This window comes from Bradyrhizobium sp. USDA 10063 (assembly GCF_054063735.1).
In genome coordinates, this window is record NZ_JBSSGP010000001.1 from 156,851 (window position 1) to 173,602 (window position 16,752).

A 16,752-nucleotide genomic window follows, 5' to 3' on the forward strand; every position below is an offset into this window, starting at 1 on the left:
TCGGGCGCTGGAAATGGCCGCTACGCTGGATTTCGACCGCGCGGCATTTTTGTTGGTGCCTTATTCATCTGGACGAGACGGCCGTTCTGCCGAGCGTTCACAGCACGGACTTTCGCCTCTACAGGACGCCCCACGCCCGGTAGCGTCCCCGCCCGGTCGCCTCGCGCAGGCCGAGCTCGGCGACCAGGTTTTGGGCAGCACGGGGGGTGATCCCGAGTTCCGCCGCGATCATGCCCGCAGAGACGATCGGCCTCGTCAGCACGTAGTCGAGGAGAGCTGGCAGTTTTGAAGTGGTGCGACGTCCGGCGAGTTTTCGGGCAAGCAGGTTTCTGGTCATTAGCCAGCGGTCGTGATCCTTGCGGCCAGACTCGGCGGCGGCTGTCATGGCCTCGAGTTGCACGACCAAACGCGCTCCGGCGTCGCGTGGCCGCCGGCGATCACGCGGAATGCTTTTCAACCCAGCATGCAGGCACGGCAGATGCGATCGCGTTTTGCCGCGGTCCCTCAACAACGCCGCGGCGAGCAGGCGGCCGAGCCAAGGCGTGTGCTCGAGCGGTTCGATCTCACCCCAGGCGTCGGCGGCAATCGCCCCCGCCAGGGTCGGCGGCAAGCCGCGAGTCTGGTCGACCACATCGCGCCAGTGATCGAGGCGTTCCTCCTCATCCCAGTCGGGATCGTAGATGAGAGAATCCCGCTCCGCCCGAAACCGAGTCTCGTCGGCAAGCCTGCGCTCCGCCCTGGCGTTCGCTGCGTCGACCGCGTCGAAAGCGGCGGCCAGATGGGGATCGGTCTCGAGGACACCGAGGGGCAATTGGAGACCCACCTCCTCCCGCTCGGGGGCCTCGTCGATCTCGAAACGTCCCTCACCTTGCTTCCGGTTGCTCGCCTCCTGCTCTCGCTCGCCCCGCCCGCGGAGGCTGGAGAGCCCTGAAGCCGACAGCGCCCATTCAGGCTTCGCTTCGGCGATGCGCCGACGGGCACGGAGCACGGCGTGCGCGCGAGTCAGCTCATGGGTGGGAGCGCGAACGTCCATGCCGGCGTCGTGGAGCACGAGGTCATCGAGGTGGACAAGTTCGCGAGCGGTGTCGCTTTCACTTTCCGATTTCATCAGCGCAATCCTCATATGTTGTTTAGGTTTAGGGGCTATAGCGAGCCGAAATTTCCGCTAACGATTTCAGTCCGCTCGACTTGCCGCACCGACCACACACCCGAACGACCGCCCCTGCGTTGGCGCAGCCGTCGGACGAGGCCTGGCTGACGGCGCGCCGCGTTGCGCGTGAACTCGACAGGATCCTCGATGAGGCGGACTCGCACCGAACGGCGGTCGATCGGGCGGCCGCGGAGCTGCGCCTCTCGACCCGGCAAGTCTACAATTTGCTGGCGCGCTATCGTGCCGACCGGCGGGTGTCGTCGCTGCTGCCGCGCAGAAACGGCGCGAGGAAGAAGCGGCTCAACCATGAAGTCGAAGACATCATCGCGGCGACCTTGCGAGCGCAATGGCTGACGCTGGAGGCGCCGCCGCTTGCGCCGGTTGTGACCGAAATCCGCGCCCGTTGCGAGGAGGCCGGGCTCGCCGCGCCCTCCTATGGCGCTGTCGACCGCCGCATTCCAGCGCTGTTCAGCCCCGAGGAACTCGCCAAGAAGCGGTCGGCGAACCCGAAGCATCTGCTGCGGCTCAAACCGCGACCCGGATATATCCGCGCCTCGAAGCCGCTGGAGGTTTGTCAAATCGATCACACGCCCACGGACATCCACTTCGTGGAGGGCGAAGGCGTCTTTGTTGGCCGGGCGTACCTGACCCTCGTCGCGGATGTGGCGACGCGCGGTATCCTCGGCTTTTGTCTGACCCTCGAAAAGCCGTCGGCGTTGTCCGTCGCCCCGTGCCTCGCGCAGGCGATGTGTCCAAAGGAGGATTGGTTGGCCGCGCGCGACATCGAGCATCGCTGGCCGATGTTCGGGCGACCGCGGTTGCTCGTCACCGATTCCGCGAAAGAGTTCAAAGGGCGCGCGTTCCAGCGCGGGTGTGAGGACTATGGCATCCGCATTCGCTACCGTGATCGCGGTCGCGTCCACGAGGGCGGGGTGATCGAAAGGTTGCTCGGGAAGCTCAACGCCGTACTCGCGATGCACCCGGGGTCGACGGGTCGATCCGTGGCGGACCGCGACGGCTATCCCGCAGAGCGGCGCGCTCGCCTGAGTTTCGCCGACCTCGAGCGGTGCGTGGCGCTCGCCGTGATCGATCACAATCTGCAGCCGAATGCGAAGACGTTGACGACGCCGGCGGCGGAATGGGCGCAATGCGGTCGGGATCTTCCGCGTTTCGAGGACGACCCTGCGCGGGTCGTGCTGGCGTTCCTGCCCGGAGCAGAGCGGCGGCTTTCGCCGCAAGGCGTCAGTCTGTTCGCGGTGGACTATTATTCGCCGTGGCTGGGCGGCCTGGTCCCGCGGCGCGACCGTCTGGGCCAACTCGAGGTGCGGTACGACCCTCGCGACATCAGCCACATCTATGTCCGGGATCCGGAAACGAGGGAGTTTCGGTCCGTCGGACGACGCGATGGGCAACTCGCGTCGATGACACTGTGGGAGCACGAAGGCGACCGCGCCCGTCGCCGCGCCGCGAACGCGCGCTCGGACACGGAGAAGGTAAAATTTCAACGCCAGATCGCCGAGATCGTCGGCGGATCGAAGCCGTCGAAGGTCGAACTGCGCGACGCCGTGCGCAGGACTCACGCGGCGGAGGCCAGCAAGCTCTATGAGGCCATGTGCCCGATGGCGTCGGAGGTTCCCGCCGAGCACCCGGCCCGCGAAAAGCGCCGGCTGCCCGTCGAGGATTGGTGAGATGGCCGACCATCTGCTCGATCATGTTCGCCCGTATCTCGACCGCAGTCTGGAGGATCGGATCGCCTACATCGAGGCGCCGCGATGGATCGGACACCACCTCGCCACGCAGGCGCTCGAGCGGCTGAACGCATTGCTGTCCCGGTCGCCAAGTTTACGCACGCGCGGTTTGATGCTCGTTGGTCCCTACGCCAACGGCAAGACGATGATCGCCGAACGGTTCGCCGTCGCGCATTTGAAAGCCTACGAGATGCAGCGGGTGTGGGTGGTCCAGACCCGCGAGGGCGCAGGACTCGCCCATTTCTACGCGAGCATTCTGCGCGCCTTCCGGGCGCCGGCGGGAAACAGCCGGGACGTCGGCCGCAAGGCCGAGCAGGTCGATCATCTGCTCGACGGCCTGAAGCCGAGAATCCTGATTTTCGACGAGTTCCACAACGCGCTGCGCGGCCGATCTCGCGACGTGGAGGCGGTGCTGGCGTTCCTACGGCGGATCGGCCGCCAGTTCGACATATCGCCGGTTCTGATCGGCGAGGTCGCGGTGTACGATTTCATCAACGCGACCGACGAAATGGCGAGCCGGTTCGAACTGCTCGCGGCGCCGCGATGGCGCTACCACGACGAATTCCTCACGTTGCTCGACAGTCTCGAATCGGATGGGGCGTTGGTGCCGCTTTGGCTGCCCTTGCGCGAGACCGCGCACCGGAGCCGCTCCACCTGGATCCAGTATTGCCCTTTGTGTCTTGCCGACGATCGCGCTCCCTATTTTCGGCGGTCCTGGCGACTGGCGTCGCGGATTTCCTGCTTCACGCATGGCTGCGGTCTGCGCGATCGATGTCCCGCCTGCCGCGCCGGGATCGCTCCCTTCGCTCAGACGGAATTGGTCCCGCAATACGTCTGCGTGCGCTGCGGTTTCGATCTGCGCGGCGCCGCGAAGATTTCGGTCGAGGCGGTAGCGCGGCGGCTGGAACGGTCGATCGACGATATCTGCAAGGCGGAAATCGCCAAGAGTTCGCCGGCGATCCACGAATGGGTTGCGCTTCTGCTGCGCGCGCCCGCCGTCGCCGGCGTCGGTCGGCCGCTCGCCAATCTGTCGACGTCGGCGCGCATCCGTTGCTTCGAGCGGCTCGCGCAAAGGGCCGACGATGGGTCTGTCGACGCTGTCGCCCGGCGCCGTCGACCAACCTTGGCCGCAGGCGGCCGTGACGGGTTGATCGGGCGTTTCGTGGATTTCGTCGACCAGCATCAGCGATTGTCGCGGTCTGCGCGGGCGCAACCGCCGGGCGTCGACCTCGCGGCTTTGCTGGCGGCCTATGCGCGCATCGTTGGCGACGGATCGCGCTCAAAGCGTCGGGGCGGCGGCGCCGGCCTGCACAAGAGTCTGGCGGTTGCCTTGCGGGATCCCCGGCTCAAACGCGAGCTCGCGACGCGCCGAGCTGGACTTGCGCGAGGCGACGGGCCGCGGACGATACCGGGCGTGGGGCGTCTTGTGAGCGAGGCTCCTTTGTCGAGCTATTGTTTGGCTGGGCGCAAATGACGATTTTCTGGCGTGCCTGGCAAATCGCTACCTTGGTGCTGCTGCTCGTCGGCCCTGTCTTCGTGATCAGAAGCCGAAAGGCTCTCTCCAGAGAGTAGTGCTTTCACGGAAGGCCTGCTTGTCTCCTCAACGTGGCGGGCCTCTGAGGCGTCGTCTCCGCTCTCATAGGCGCGCAACGTCGTGTTGTCGTTTACCAGGCCAACACGATCACCTTCGCGTGGGTCATTCTTATGCGATTTTTCGACGGCGCAGATCATCGCCTCAAGCTGATCGAGAAACAGCGGGTGCGCGTAGATCGTCCAACCGTTGATTTCGAGCGTCTCGTCGCTCACGCCTCGTCATCCGCAAGCGGCGCGTCGAGATCAACCTTAACGTCCTTGACCAGGTCCTTGCCGCGGGACGCGAGTGAGCGCGGCACCGGCCCAATCCGCGACGGCCCGTTCGCCATGTCGCGCGCGAGAAATGCGAGAAACTTGCCGATCACGGGATCGCCATCCTCGACCTGCGCGACCTTCTTCGCGATCACGACGGTGCCATCGGCAAGCCCGCGAAACACCACCTGATCGCGTTTGCCGAGAGCGAGCATCTTTCGGATCGCCGCAGACACAGTCGTCTGGCCACGCTCGGTGATGGTGGCCGGGATTTAAAGAATTTCAGCCGTTTTCGCCATGGCCGGCTCCGGGTTGCATACCGTACCTTCCGATGCGATGCATTTGCATTGTGTGTCAAGCCACCCCGCCGGGGGCGATCGAGACAAAACAGCGACCGCGGTCTGCCCTGTGATGGCGAGGCTACGTAGGCCAGCAGGCGAACTCCGGCGAGGATGACGCCAGTGAGGGGCTGGTCGGGTGGATATCGACCCGTCGCAGGCCAACGTCAAGCCCTACGACCACGACAACGACAAGGCGCGGCGCGCCGCTCTCAGCGGCGCCACTACTCGATCACGTAGCCCAGCGCGCGATAACCCGCCCGTCGCTTCGCTGCCATCCGGGCCAGAACGGGAACGGTATTATCGACATAGTCAACAACCAAGACGTCTCTCTTGCCATCATGCTGGCGATGAAGACGGCCGACATACTGCGCCAGGGTGCCCTTCCAGGCGATCGGCATCGTCAGGAACAATGTGTCCAATCGGGCGTCATCGAAGCCTTCGCCGATATAGCGACCTATTGCGAGTATCAGGCGCTCATCATCGTCAGGAACATTCAATTTCGTATTGGCGTGCTTGCGATCCTTCGCGGACATGCCGCCACGCAGCACCACAAGATTTTTCACGAACGGCGAGAACCTCTGCTGAAGATAATCGAGATGATCCTTCCGCTCCGTCAGAACGATGGGCGAACGTTTGGCTTCCAGCGATTTCAGCACATCATCAAAGATCAAGTCATTTCGGCCACTGTCCTGCCCCAGGGCCGCATAGATCGCCGGCATTGACGGGCGTTCGGCCAGCGCCAAGGACGACGGCAATTCAAATCGCGTCGAGCGATCGCGCGCGCGGTGGCGGATACCACGTTCGGCAGCTTGCACACGCGCATCGACCCGATGGCGAACGGGACCGCATTGCATGAAGATGATGGGATGATGCCCGTCCTTTCGGGCGACGGTCGCCGACAGGCCAGCGACGTATCGCGCCTTTGACCGTCGCGCGACAAGCTCAAAGCTCGCCGCCGACAGGTGATGGCATTCGTCGACAATCAGATGACCGTAATCGGCAACGATATCAGCGACCTCTCCATTGCGTACCAGGCTCTGGATGAGCGCCACATCGATGACGCCTGTCGGCTTCCTTTTCCCGCCGCCAACAACGCCGATCTGCTTTGGGTCTATCTGCAAGAAGGATCGTAGACGTTCCACCCATTGATTGAGCAGCTCTCGTCGGTGGACGAGGATGAGCGTGTTTCGGGCACGGTACGCAATCAGCGCCGCCGCGACGACCGTCTTGCCAAAGGCGGTCGTTGCGGCAAGCACGCCGTTTTCGTGGGTGACAAGAGCTTCGAAGGCCCCCAGCTGCGGCCGTCGCAACTCGCCCTGGAAGGAGACGCCGGCAGGGAGTGCCATGCCGATTTCGCGGTGATCTTCCAAATGGACAATGGCGCCATGGCTTTTGATTAGATCGATTGCTTCCTCGAGGCAGCCTCGAGGTAAAGCGACATGCTGCGCATAAAGCTCGGCGCATGAGACAACCCGAGGCTTGCCGAATGTTGGTAACCGCATGGCCTGAGCGCGATAGAACTCCGGGTTCTGGAACGCTGCCAGGCGAATAAGCTGCGCGATCAGGGCCGGCGGAAGGTCCGTCCTGTCGAAGTAAACCTGATCGGCAAACACGATCCTGATGCTTGGCGGGATCGCAGCGTCAATACGCCGCGGCGCATTACGGCGTGACGGCGACATCTTCCACGGCTCGTCCGCATGTTCGTCGTCCACCGGCATGCGAACGCCCAAAACCCGACCTGACTGTTCCGCCTCTCCAGCGATCCTGAAGGCCGCATCAGCTGATAGTCTTAGCAGAGACGACAGATAGGCCCATTGGTCGTCGTAAGGTCGCAGATCTCTGTCGACAAAAACGCTGTTGCCAACTTCGCGAGCTTTTCGTTGGAGGGGAAGCGCAATCAGATTGCCGAAGCCACCCAGTGGCATCGTATCCTGGTTAGGAAAGAACCGATCATAAGAGGAGAAGCCGATCTCGGGACGTTTCTCCATCGTTTCCGTGATCAGGGCCGCCCCCATCTGACGCGCGATCCGCGCCGGGATTGGTTCGCTGAGGAATATCCAGACATGGCCGCCGTTTCCCGATCGGGACCGCTCGAGAGCGGCGGCAATGCCCCTGCCGCGGCAGGTTTGCAGGAGCGCCCCGGCGTCCTCCGCCCACGCCTCGTTGTCGAAGTCTGCGGCGAGGAACCAGCATGTTTCGTCCTGGAGCAATGGATATACACCGGCGACAAAGTCACCGGTGCGGGCGTCGCCGCCGCGAAGGTGCCTTCCGATGATGTCCTCGGATGGAGGAATGAAAGCCTGATGCGGGCATTCCCCACATTTTACCTTCGGTTTCCCGCAGATTCCTTTCGCCCATTCGTTGGAGCAGGCTGGGGAATAACCGGAGCGTCCAGCTTTTCTATTTTCCCACCGCACCGGGAAAACGTCGGGACGCCCAGCGAATAGGCGCCGGAACAACTCGATTTTCTCGATAGACGACGAGTTGTTGGTAACAGGAGCATCGACAAAAGCGTGCCGTTCGGCCGCACGGCTACCGGAGATCAGCTCTTGCTCATGCGCTTCCAACTCACGCTCAAGCCCCATCCGCTCTGCATTCAGATCAGCTAACCGCCGTCGAATGCGTGCGATTTCCCCCGAAGTGTTCTTCTCGATCAAACTTGTAGCCCACGCCTAAATGTTCATGTGGCACGCCAACATAGACCAAAGTCGACCTCCGTTTAAGGCGGACCATGCGTCACGCAGGCCCAAGGTGTTCGAGTTTGGCAGCATTTCGACGCCGCGCCGTTTCTCGAACAGCGTCGCCACGCTCAAACGCAGCGCGTTGTCATCGACCGAGGCGATCCATTTGCGGACCTTGGGTGCCTACGCCTTCCTGCAACACCGTCGCCTCGCACAATCGGGGCGGAAAAGAGAATCAACGGACCTCCGCCTCAGCCAAGCTTGCCGGCTGTACGCCACGCCATCGTCGATCTCATCCTTCGACCGTCAGCTCAGCGACGCCCATACTGCTGAAAACGACAGACCGCGTTTGCGGCGTGCTCAGTCATAGAATGCCCCATGCCCGATAGCGCCGACGTCCGGTCGCCCGCGCAGGCCGAACCAAGCCACCAGCTCCTCGGCGGCGCGTGGCGTGATCCCCGAGCTCCACTTCGATCATGCCGGTCGAGGCGATCGGGCGCGTGAGCACATAGCCGAGCAGCCACGGCAACTGGGAGGTGCGCCGGCGCTCGGCGAGTTTGCTCGCGAGTAGGTTTCTCGTCTTCAGCCAGCGGTCGTGGTCCTTAGCTCGGCTGTGGCGGCGGTGATCGCCTCGGCTGCCTGCAAGCCGCCCTGCGGCATTGCACGGCCCTCGGCGCTCGTGCGGTGGTCCTTACCTCCGGGAGGTCTGCGCTGTGGGCCCCTTGAATTCTCCCCTCTTAGCCTATAATTCATTCCTGGCAAGGAGTTAATTATGAATGCTGCCCTGTTAACCCCCAATGAAGTCGCTGCTCTGGCCGAGACCTCGAAGACAGTCGTGGAAAAGGCGCTCGAGCAGAAGGTGTTTGGTGCGGGGCGCGGTGCCAGCCGCCGGCTGCTGCCGCTGCATGCGGTTGCCCTTGCCGCGGCGGTGAAGTCTCTCGGCCGACGGCTCACCGTCAACGACAAGAAGCTCGTCGCGCGCAAACTGGCCGCGCTGTCGCCTTCCGCCCTGAAGACGGCCGAGATCGAGGTCGCGCCAGCCGTGGTCCTACGGGTCGGTTCCCTGACCCGCGACGCGGTCGAGCGCGCGGAGCGCTATGCTGCGGCCCGGGATGCCTTCATCGAGGTTGCCGAGGGCGTCCAGGGTGGGCGTCCCGTCATCAAGGGCACGCGCCTGACCGTGAGCGCGATTCATGGTCGCCTCGCGTCTGGTGACACGATTGAGACCTTGATGGAGGACTATCCCGATATCCCGCGCGGGGCGTTCGAGGCGGCCCTCCTCTACGCGAAAACCCATCCGCAAGTTGGCCGCCCGGTGCTGCGCCACCGGGGATCGGTGGCGTGAAGTTCTTCATCGACGAGTGCATTTCGCCCTCGCTCAGCCAACATCTCAACCAGGATGGCCTGCACGATGCGATCCATCCGCGCGATCGCGGTCGGCTGCGCGATCCCGATCACGTCGTCTTCGCGCGCGCTATTGAGGAAGACCGCATCGTCGTCACCGAAAACGCCGATGATTTCAGAAAGCTCGCCGCCAGCGTCGATGTTCACCCCGGTCTGATCATTTTGCCGTCGGTCGCTCGCGACGAGGCGCAACGGCTGATGGCCATTGTGATCGCGCACCTCACCGACGCTGGTGGCGAACGTCCGCAGGACCTACTCGTGAATTCCGTGCTGACCATCACGCGCGCGGCCGACATCCGGATCGACCCGCTGCCGTGATGCGCGGCGATTTCGGCCGCTTCACAAAATCCCCCAGGCCCGATAGCGTCCCCGCCCGGTCCCCTCGCGCAGGCCGAGCTCGACGACGAGGTTTTGGGCCGCACGGGCGTGATCTTAAGCTCCGCCGCGATCATGCCGGCCGAGACGATCGGCCGGATCAGCACGTCGTCGACCAGCGCCGTCGACCGACCCTGGCCGGAGGCGGCCGTGACGGGTTGATCGGGCGTTTCGTGGATTTCGTCGATCAGCATCAGTGATTGCCGCAGTCTGCGCGGGCGCAACCGGCTGGCGTCGACCTCGCGGCTTTGCTGGCGGCCTATGGTTGCGCCGTCCGCCGCGGCTCGCGCTCGACGCGTCGCGGCGCCGACGACGGCGCACGCAAGAGTCCGGCGACCTGATCGAAGACGACGCCCGACGCGTCGCGGGGCGCCGGCGCGAAGGGAGCAGGATCCCGCGCGCTCACAAGACGCCCCACGCCCGATACCGTCCCCTTCCGGTCGCCTCACGTAAGGCGAGTTCGGCGACGAGGTTCTGCGCGGCGCGTGGGGTGATCCCGAGCGCCTTGCCGATCATGCCGGCCGAGACCAGCGGTCGCGAGATCACGAACTCGATCAGCTGGGGCAGCCGCGAGGTGGAGCGGCGGCCGTCGAGTTTTCGGATGAGCAGCGTGCGGGCAAGGAGCCAGCGGTCATGCTGCTTGAGGCCCTCTTCCGCCGCCGCGGCGATGGTTTCGAGCTCGGCGACGAGACGCGTCGTCGCGTCGCGCGCCCGGCGGCGTTCCCGCGGCACTGCTTTCGCGCCCTCGGCCAGACACGGCAAATGGGCGCGGGTCTTATCGCGGTCGCGCAGCACAGCGGCGGCGAGCAGGCGGCCGAGGCCGGGCGCGCGCTGCAGCGGCTCGATCGCGCTCCAGGCCTCGTGGGCGATCGCAGCGGCGAGGGTCGGCGGCATATCGCGGGTCTCGTCGACAATGGCCCGCCATTGCACGAGGCGCGCGTCCTCGTCCCAGTCGAGGTCGTAAACGAACGGATCGCGCTCGCCGGCCGGCGCCGCCGGGAGCCGCCGTTCGCTGGCGAGGGTTCTGTCGGCCTGCGCAATGGCCGCGTCGACCGAGGCGAACAATTCGGCAAATTCGCGGTCCTCGGCGAGCGGCGGCTCGAACGCTGGCTTCGCCTCGTCGGCCTCGGGCTCCGGGTATTCGACCTGGGGATGCTTTGGGTCGGACTCCCCTGCCCTGCGTCGCAGCGCCTCGAGACCGGTGGGCGACAGAGCCCAACCGGGCGCGGCGTCGGCGATGCGCCGGCGCGCACGCAACACCGTATGGGCGCGCGTGAGTTCGTGGGTGGGCGCGCGGATGTCCATGCCGGCGTCGTGCAGCACGAGGTCTTCGATATGGACGAGCTCACCCTCGAGCCAGAACGCGGCGACCGCGTCGGCGAAGTGGGTTCTCGCGATCCAGCCGTCGCGGATCGGGCTCGTTCGCAACCGTTCGTCGAGACGCGCCAGTGCGTCTTCGGCACGGGCGAGCGGTCGGGCGAGCTCGCGCCATGGCAGGGGATCGGGAAGGCGGGCGCTCAAGGGGGGCATCGCGAGGCCGGTCTGGAATGGTGAAGATCGGTCATGACGGTCTTTCCGAGGGTTCCGAAGGTCCGGGGTCGAAATACCTGTTGGATCAAAGCGCTGTCGGACGCCCGCTGAAATCGCGAGCGGAAAAGCGTGCGCCGATTTTCCGCTAAGCGTTGCAAATTGAAATCGCTAACGGAAAGCGACAAGCGGGCCGGAGATGTCGAGCTGCCGTTAAATCTGCAACGTCGGATGAGGCGATTTCAGTGGGTTACGTGTGTCGCTGGCGGGTGGCATTGCCATTAAAAATGCCTTCGTCGGACATCAACCATTGAATGGGCTGCCGCCGCGCAACGCGGCGCACCCTCACCATCGTCCAGGCATGGCTGGTCTCCTGATCGACCATGCGGCGGTTGGTATTGGCGTCGAGCAGCACCAAATCTTCAAGGTGTACAAGCTCTCCTTGCATCCAGCGCGTGGCGCAGGCCTCGTGGAAATCGGCGCGCGACGCAAATCCCTCGCTAAGCGGGCTGGATTTGAGGCGCTCGTCGAGCCGCAGTAAGGCGTCGTTGGACCGCTCGAACGCAGGGCTCGCTGCAATCTCGGCGGCGACGCGATATGGGACGCTCATTTCGCTATCGCATTTCTGTTGATGATGAGCGCGATCGCATCGATCTGGCTCGACACGGAGACATGATGGCGCGAGTCTGCTGCGGGGGCGCCGAAGGTGAGCGGCGCCGATGTCCGAGCCTTATGATGTGGTCGGTTGGCAGGTGGCCTGCGATAGGGCCGCTATCCTTCGACGCACGGTTGCGGACGCCGACGGCCGGCGTGAACTGACGCTCGGCGAAGCGGCGCGGCTGCTCGGGGTCGATCGCAGCACCCTCTACCGCTGGCGCCGGCGCTTTCGCAGCGATGAACGCGCATCGTCCTTGTTGCCCTCCCCTAAGGGTCGGCGCAGAGGTGCGCAGATTCTGGCCCCAGCCCTCGAGGCGCTTGTGACGCGCACCATCGAGACGTTCTATCTGTCGAGCGAGGCGCCAAGTCTTGCCGCGGTGGTGAAGCGGATTCAGGCCGAGGCCTGCCGGGCCGGCATGAGCAAGCCGGCATGGCGCACTGTGCGGCGCCGGATTGAGGCGATTGATCTCCAAAAACGGCTTCGATGCCGCGAGGGAGCAGCCGCCGCGGCCAGCTGCGAACCGGTGATTGGTCACTACGGCATCGATGAACCACTGGCCGTCGTGCAACTCGATCATACGGTTGTCGACGTCATCGTTGTCGATGACATCGATCGCAGGCCGGTCGGGCGACCGGTGGCGACCTTCGCGATCGACGTAGCGACTCGCATGGTCACTGGCTTTTATCTTGGCTTCGATGAGCCGTCGGTGTTGCGAGCAGGTGTCTGTCTCTCCCAGTCCGTGTTCGAGAAGGAGGCTTGGCTTACGGCGCGCGGCGTTAGCCTTCCCTGGCCGGTTTCTGGGCTGCCTCGTGTGGTTCATGTCGACAATGCCGGAGAGTTTCATGCGAGCGCCTTCACGCGCACGTTGCAAGACCACGGCATTCAAATCGTCTATCGGCCAATCGGCAAGCCGCGTTTCGGCGGCCATGTGGAAAGGCTGATCGGAACGCAGATGGGCGCGGTGCATCTGTTGCCGGGCACGACCTTTTCTAACGCGATCGCGAAAGGGGCTTATCCGTCCGAGGCTCAAGCAGCGATGACACTTGGGGAACTTGAGCGGTGGATGCTGCTTGAGATTCTTGGTGTCTACCACCAGCGGATTCACGCTGGTCTGTCGCGCCCTCCGATCGCGCTCTGGGAGGAGCGCGCGCGTGGATTGGCGTTGTCGCTGCCGAAGAACCGCATGGCATTCTTTGTCGGTTTGCTGCCGATGGAGCGACGCATGGTCCGGCGCGACGGGGTGCGCTTGTTCGGAATTCACTACTGGTCGGACGCGCTTGGCGACCTCCCCGGGCGGAGCGATGTTCGGCTGGAAGTTCGCTATGATCCCCGCGATTTGTCGCGGATCTATGTCCGCCGCCCGCAGGGGCAATTTGTCGAGGCCCCCTTCCGGGATCTCGGCCGGCCGCCGATCTGTCTGTGGGAGCATCGCCGCGCGGTCGGCCGGCTGCGGGCGCAGGGTCGCGCCGAGTTGAACGAAGCGCTGATCTTCGAAACGATTGAGGCGCAACGCGCTGTTGAAGACGCGGCGCGGCGCAGTACCAAGGAGGCGCGCCGGCAAGTTGTCCGTCGCCCTCCCGCGACCGCGCAGCCGGCCGAGAGATCGCGTCCGCAGATCGGCGCGATCAATACCGACGATCCTTCCTTGCGCCTCTTCGACGTGGAGGTCATTCATGACAAATAGCGCGGCTGACGAGCGCTTGCGGGGCGGCTTTCTTGCGGATGCTAGTGACGAGGCACGCCTGCGAGAGGTGAGGTCCGACCGTTGGATCTCTTATCCAAGAGCCGAAATCATTCTCAATCAGATGGAGCGCATTCTGGCGCATCCGCGCAATTGGCGTATGCCGAGCCTGCTGGTCCTGGGTGAAGCCGGAATCGGGAAGACCCAGATCGATCGGAAGTTTGCTAGATTGCATCCCCCGGAGCTCGGCCGCGACCGTGGCCGCACCACGATGCCGGTGCTTTCGATGCAGATGCCGCCAGGCGTCACCCAGCGCATCTTGTATCTGACGCTGCTGGAAACTCTGGGGGTGCGGCACGGTGTTGGCCGCTCGATGTTCGAGACCAAGATGCAGGTGTTGCGGCTGCTCCGCGATCTCGAAGTGAAGGTCATCGTCTTCGACGAGGTGCACAACTTGCTGGCCGGCGGCTTCCGGGAGCAGCGCAGGATGCTGGCCGAACTGCGGTACCTTTCCAACGAGCTCATGATCTCCTTTGTTTGCTTCGGCACCCACGATGCGCGCGAGGCGTTTGCCGGCGATCCGCAGCTGGCACGCCGCTTCGGCCTTTCGGAACTTGGTCCCTGGGACCTCGACGGTGAGTTCGCCGCGCTGATTGCGACCGTGTTGAAGACCTTGCCGTTGCGGGCGCCGTCGACGCTGAGCGCCGAGGCCCTCAAGGTCATAATCAGGCTGACCCGGGGCAACACCGCCCGAATCTTTGAGATGATGGGAGATCTCGCGGTCGAAGCCATCCAGTCGGGCGAGGAGCGGATCGTGGATCAACATATCGAGTGCTGGCGGCCCAGCCTGTTTGAGCGTACCTTAGTTGCTTGAGGGATCCTGCGCTTGATGTTGCACGTCAAGGGTCAGTGCTCGGGCGATGGTGCGGAATAAAGGTCAACGCGACACCGATGAGCTGGTCCCAGGGTAGCGGATTGGGGATTTTGTAGGTGGGCAGCAAGGTCCTGATAACCTTAATGAGAACCAGCGAAACGGAAGCTAACACGACTTTCGCTTCCGTCATAGCGATGTGGGTTCCGGACCGCCCAGAATTGAATTTCGGGTCGCAAATCAACGAATTTCGGCGACCTCAAGCAACGTTAGTCGCCGGTCGGCGCCAAACAGTCGACTGTTGTCACGGCTATCGGGCTGGCTTCCCAGCGCAGATTCGGTGGCCTCGCCGCGAATCAATGTTCATTACTTCTGCCACGCTCAGGCTCGCTTCGAAAGTAGCGCTTGTCAGGCCGCCTCGATATCGGTCTGCGGAAAATCGGCGCCCTTGAACATCAACGGCTCGCCAAGATATCGGGCGCAGGCGTAGGCGAAACAGTCCCCGAAATTGAGCCGCGCCGGGTGTCGGCCCTTGCCGAAGCGGTCGAAGGCGTCGAGCGCGATGCGGGCTGTTTCGGGCGCAACGTTCACCATTTTGATTTCGATAAGCGCGAGATAACTCTCGACCGCTTCGGCCGCCGCGGCGATCGGCAGATCGAGCACGCGGGCGATGGCAATCGCCGTCTCCCACACGGCCAGCGGCGAAGTCAGCCGGGTTGTGCTTTGCTGCACGCGCGCCAGCAACTCGCGCGCCTCGTCTTCGTCGGTCAGCATCGCGGTGAGCGCCGAAGCGTCAATGAACATCAGGAATCCTCGTACAGGCTGTCGCGGAACGCCTTGTCAGCAGGCTTGCCGTTCTGCGGATTGCCCTTTGCCTTCAAATCGCGACAAAACTGGACGCCCAGATCGACTAATGACGGCTTGCCCTGCTCGCGCTCAAGTTCATGGGCGAGTGCCGTGTGCACGGCCTCGGTCAGTCCGATTTTCTTCAGCGCCGCGACCCTGCGGGCCAGCGCGTCGGTCTCCGGATTCTTGATATGGAAGGCCATGGGGCGCTCCTCTAGCGCATATCGTGTATCCTTATATAACATTCCGGATACACCGCGTGAAGGCCGCGGGATTCTCTCCAAGTTCGCTGGAAAACTTGTAAAATCTCGCACAGAGGCCTTGGATTCTTTATGGTTAACATTCTATGAGCGCCATCCCTCTTCGACTTCCCGATGCCGCCTCAATCGAGGCTGTCCTGGCAGGGCTCGATCCCGCCTCGGTCGACGCGGATCTCATCCCCGCGCTCGTCGCGGCTTTCCCGAGATTCGATTTCAGCCTCGCCCGGGTCGACGATGGTTACTGGCGCGATACCCGGTCGGTCATTCGGCCCGACGGCACCCGCGTCGGGGAGTTGCGGCAGTGGATGACGGCCGAACTCGCCAAAGATGGCGGGGATATCAAGGCGCTCTGGACGCGTCTGAAAGACACGGATCTGCAGATCACCGAGTGGCGCGGGACCAGCGCCTTCGCCTTCGCCTTCGCCCCGACCGGACCCGGGACCGCCGATTATATCCAGATCGCACTTGGCCGAGAAGTGGAGTGGCGCGCTGGTCCGATCGTCAATCCGGACTATCGACCTTGGGGCGAAGAGGAACTGCTCGATCCCAGCTGGCACCGACAGTCCCTCCCCGAGACGGACCGCCTCGCCGGCCCGGTCTACCGCCTGCTCGACCGCGCCGGCGGCGCATTCGTCCATATCCGCAGTTTCCTCGATCGCTGCAGTCGCGTCGAGCGCGATAAGCGGGAGGCCCAGCGGCCCGAGATGGAGCGGCGCGTGATCCGCGAAGTCGGACCGCAGGGAACGCGGGAAACGCCCTTCCTCGAAGCGGTCCCCGACTGGTTCAACTACGTGCCGCGGGAGGTGCGCTTCTTTCAAGATTGGGAGGAATCGACCGCCAGGCCGCAGAGCGTGTTTGAGCATTGGGCGCTCGATGTTCGTGATTATACCCACAAGGGCGAGCGCGAAGTCGGTTTCATCCCCCGGCCGCTGAAGCATCCGAAGGAGCGGCTTCTCATGGCATCGGATGTTTCGGTACATCTGCTGATGGATCGGATTGAGGCCGTGCGAGGTCGGCCTTTCCTTCGGTTGGTTCTTTCTGATGACCCATGGCCATTGGGTTGATCCCGACATCGGCCTGGCGATAGCGCAAGGTCTGAAGGCACAGCGCGTTCGTCTGCCCGATCCCGACGCTCGCGTGCTGCTGCGCTGGGCGGATCGAAGCTACGGCTTTTGACGGCGCCGCCCGCGGGCGACCGTACCTCGCTCTCGCTGGCTTAACCAAAAGCCGGCGCCCACCGCAGCTTGATGCGTCCTCACTCCCGATGAATCGGCACGATCGGCTTCATCGACGATACGTGCAGGCCCACAATATTTTGCTTTGGCGCGAATGGGACCTTGCACCGGCTGAAGGGCAGGAAGCCTT

Annotated in this window: 14 protein-coding genes and 4 pseudogenes; 8 read left to right on the top strand and 10 right to left on the bottom strand. The window is 63.9% G+C overall.

Annotation, left to right across the window (positions count from 1 at the left end; genetic code table 11):
• Positions 1-118: 118 nt before the first annotated feature.
• A complete protein-coding gene (locus ACVJGD_RS00720) occupies positions 119-1,108 on the bottom strand; it encodes an RHE_PE00001 family protein (protein ID WP_456632597.1) in 990 nt (329 codons plus the stop codon).
• A 119-nt stretch (positions 1,109-1,227) separates the two neighbouring features.
• Here ACVJGD_RS00720 and ACVJGD_RS00725 point away from each other — a divergent pair, with 119 nt between their 5' ends.
• The gene (locus ACVJGD_RS00725; protein ID WP_456632598.1) at positions 1,228-2,838 is read left to right on the top strand and encodes a Mu transposase C-terminal domain-containing protein; all 1,611 of its coding nucleotides are present in this window, start codon (positions 1,228-1,230) and stop codon (positions 2,836-2,838) included.
• A gap of 1 nt (position 2,839) precedes the next feature.
• The gene (locus tag ACVJGD_RS00730; RefSeq protein WP_456632599.1) at positions 2,840-4,372 is read left to right on the top strand and encodes a TniB family NTP-binding protein; all 1,533 of its coding nucleotides are present in this window, start codon (positions 2,840-2,842) and stop codon (positions 4,370-4,372) included.
• Positions 4,373-4,587: 215 nt separating this feature from the next.
• On the opposite strand, the pseudogene ACVJGD_RS00735 reads toward ACVJGD_RS00730, so the two are convergent.
• From ACVJGD_RS00735 to ACVJGD_RS00745, 3 genes and pseudogenes are all read right to left on the bottom strand, one after another.
• Positions 4,588-4,704: pseudogene (locus ACVJGD_RS00735) on the bottom strand (type II toxin-antitoxin system YhaV family toxin); the annotation flags it as partial.
• On the bottom strand, positions 4,701-5,015 hold the full coding sequence (locus tag ACVJGD_RS00740) for a type II toxin-antitoxin system PrlF family antitoxin (RefSeq protein ID WP_456632774.1): 315 nt from the start codon (positions 5,013-5,015) through the stop codon (positions 4,701-4,703). The gene ACVJGD_RS00740 and the pseudogene ACVJGD_RS00735, both read right to left, overlap by 4 nt.
• Positions 5,016-5,305: 290 nt before the next feature.
• A complete protein-coding gene (locus ACVJGD_RS00745; RefSeq protein ID WP_456632600.1) occupies positions 5,306-7,741 on the bottom strand; it encodes a TOTE conflict system archaeo-eukaryotic primase domain-containing protein in 2,436 nt (811 codons plus the stop codon).
• A gap of 190 nt (positions 7,742-7,931) precedes the next feature.
• On the opposite strand from ACVJGD_RS00745, the pseudogene ACVJGD_RS00750 reads away from it, so the two are divergent.
• A pseudogene (locus ACVJGD_RS00750) lies at positions 7,932-8,154 on the top strand (hypothetical protein); the annotation flags it as partial.
• Here ACVJGD_RS00750 and ACVJGD_RS00755 read toward each other — a convergent pair.
• Positions 8,130-8,294 carry a helix-turn-helix domain-containing protein gene (locus ACVJGD_RS00755; protein ID WP_456632601.1) on the bottom strand — a complete coding sequence of 55 codons (165 nt, stop codon included), beginning with the start codon at positions 8,292-8,294 and terminating at the stop codon, positions 8,130-8,132. The pseudogene ACVJGD_RS00750 and the gene ACVJGD_RS00755 overlap by 25 nt on opposite strands.
• Before the next feature lie 243 nt (positions 8,295-8,537).
• Here ACVJGD_RS00755 and ACVJGD_RS00760 point away from each other — a divergent pair, with 243 nt between their 5' ends.
• Positions 8,538-9,110 carry a DUF433 domain-containing protein gene (locus ACVJGD_RS00760; protein WP_456632602.1) on the top strand — a complete coding sequence of 191 codons (573 nt, stop codon included), beginning with the start codon at positions 8,538-8,540 and terminating at the stop codon, positions 9,108-9,110.
• The gene (locus tag ACVJGD_RS00765) at positions 9,107-9,487 is read left to right on the top strand and encodes a DUF5615 family PIN-like protein (protein ID WP_456632603.1); all 381 of its coding nucleotides are present in this window, start codon (positions 9,107-9,109) and stop codon (positions 9,485-9,487) included. Before ACVJGD_RS00760 ends, ACVJGD_RS00765 begins: the two co-directional genes overlap by 4 nt.
• 21 nt (positions 9,488-9,508) lie before the next feature.
• On the opposite strand, the pseudogene ACVJGD_RS00770 reads toward ACVJGD_RS00765, so the two are convergent.
• The 3 genes and pseudogenes from ACVJGD_RS00770 to ACVJGD_RS00780 form a co-directional block, all read right to left on the bottom strand.
• Positions 9,509-9,666 (bottom strand): annotated as a pseudogene (locus ACVJGD_RS00770) (helix-turn-helix domain-containing protein); the annotation flags it as partial.
• 280 nt (positions 9,667-9,946) lie between these two features.
• Positions 9,947-11,074, bottom strand: coding sequence for an RHE_PE00001 family protein (locus tag ACVJGD_RS00775; protein WP_456632604.1), 1,128 nt, complete (start codon positions 11,072-11,074; stop codon positions 9,947-9,949).
• Between the two features lie 247 nt (positions 11,075-11,321).
• Positions 11,322-11,681 (bottom strand): hypothetical protein, encoded by a 360-nt coding sequence (locus tag ACVJGD_RS00780; RefSeq protein WP_456632605.1) that lies wholly within the window; start codon positions 11,679-11,681, stop codon positions 11,322-11,324.
• A 127-nt stretch (positions 11,682-11,808) separates the two neighbouring features.
• On the opposite strand from ACVJGD_RS00780, the gene ACVJGD_RS00785 reads away from it, so the two are divergent.
• Together ACVJGD_RS00785 and ACVJGD_RS00790 are read left to right on the top strand one after the other, a co-directional pair.
• Positions 11,809-13,413 (top strand): Mu transposase C-terminal domain-containing protein, encoded by a 1,605-nt coding sequence (locus tag ACVJGD_RS00785; RefSeq protein ID WP_456632606.1) that lies wholly within the window; start codon positions 11,809-11,811, stop codon positions 13,411-13,413.
• Positions 13,403-14,284: a TniB family NTP-binding protein gene (locus ACVJGD_RS00790; RefSeq protein ID WP_456632607.1), complete on the top strand. Its 882-nt coding sequence runs from the start codon at positions 13,403-13,405 to the stop codon at positions 14,282-14,284. The genes ACVJGD_RS00785 and ACVJGD_RS00790 overlap by 11 nt, the downstream gene beginning before the upstream one ends.
• Before the next feature lie 405 nt (positions 14,285-14,689).
• On the opposite strand, the gene ACVJGD_RS00795 is transcribed toward ACVJGD_RS00790, so the two are convergent.
• Positions 14,690-15,085, bottom strand: a complete 396-nt coding sequence (locus ACVJGD_RS00795) for a type II toxin-antitoxin system VapC family toxin (RefSeq protein WP_028343034.1) — start codon at positions 15,083-15,085, stop codon at positions 14,690-14,692.
• Positions 15,085-15,330: a type II toxin-antitoxin system VapB family antitoxin gene (locus ACVJGD_RS00800; RefSeq protein WP_028343033.1), complete on the bottom strand. Its 246-nt coding sequence runs from the start codon at positions 15,328-15,330 to the stop codon at positions 15,085-15,087. Before ACVJGD_RS00800 ends, ACVJGD_RS00795 begins: the two co-directional genes overlap by 1 nt.
• Positions 15,331-15,473: 143 nt before the next feature.
• Between ACVJGD_RS00800 and ACVJGD_RS00805 the strand changes: the two are divergent.
• Positions 15,474-16,563, top strand: a pseudogene (locus tag ACVJGD_RS00805) (hypothetical protein).
• The last annotated feature ends 189 nt before the right edge of the window (positions 16,564-16,752 follow it).

Coding starts and splice junctions, on each gene's coding strand:
- ACVJGD_RS00730 (WP_456632599.1), top strand. CDS start 2,840: ATGGCCGACCATCTGCTCGATCATGTTCGCCCGTATCTCGACCGCAGT.
- ACVJGD_RS00720 (WP_456632597.1), bottom strand. CDS start 1,108: ATGAAATCGGAAAGTGAAAGCGACACCGCTCGCGAACTTGTCCACCTC.
- ACVJGD_RS00780 (WP_456632605.1), bottom strand. CDS start 11,681: ATGAGCGTCCCATATCGCGTCGCCGCCGAGATTGCAGCGAGCCCTGCG.
- ACVJGD_RS00795 (WP_028343034.1), bottom strand. CDS start 15,085: ATGTTCATTGACGCTTCGGCGCTCACCGCGATGCTGACCGACGAAGAC.
- ACVJGD_RS00790 (WP_456632607.1), top strand. CDS start 13,403: ATGACAAATAGCGCGGCTGACGAGCGCTTGCGGGGCGGCTTTCTTGCG.
- ACVJGD_RS00760 (WP_456632602.1), top strand. CDS start 8,538: ATGAATGCTGCCCTGTTAACCCCCAATGAAGTCGCTGCTCTGGCCGAG.
- ACVJGD_RS00775 (WP_456632604.1), bottom strand. CDS start 11,074: ATGCCCCCCTTGAGCGCCCGCCTTCCCGATCCCCTGCCATGGCGCGAG.
- ACVJGD_RS00800 (WP_028343033.1), bottom strand. CDS start 15,330: ATGGCCTTCCATATCAAGAATCCGGAGACCGACGCGCTGGCCCGCAGG.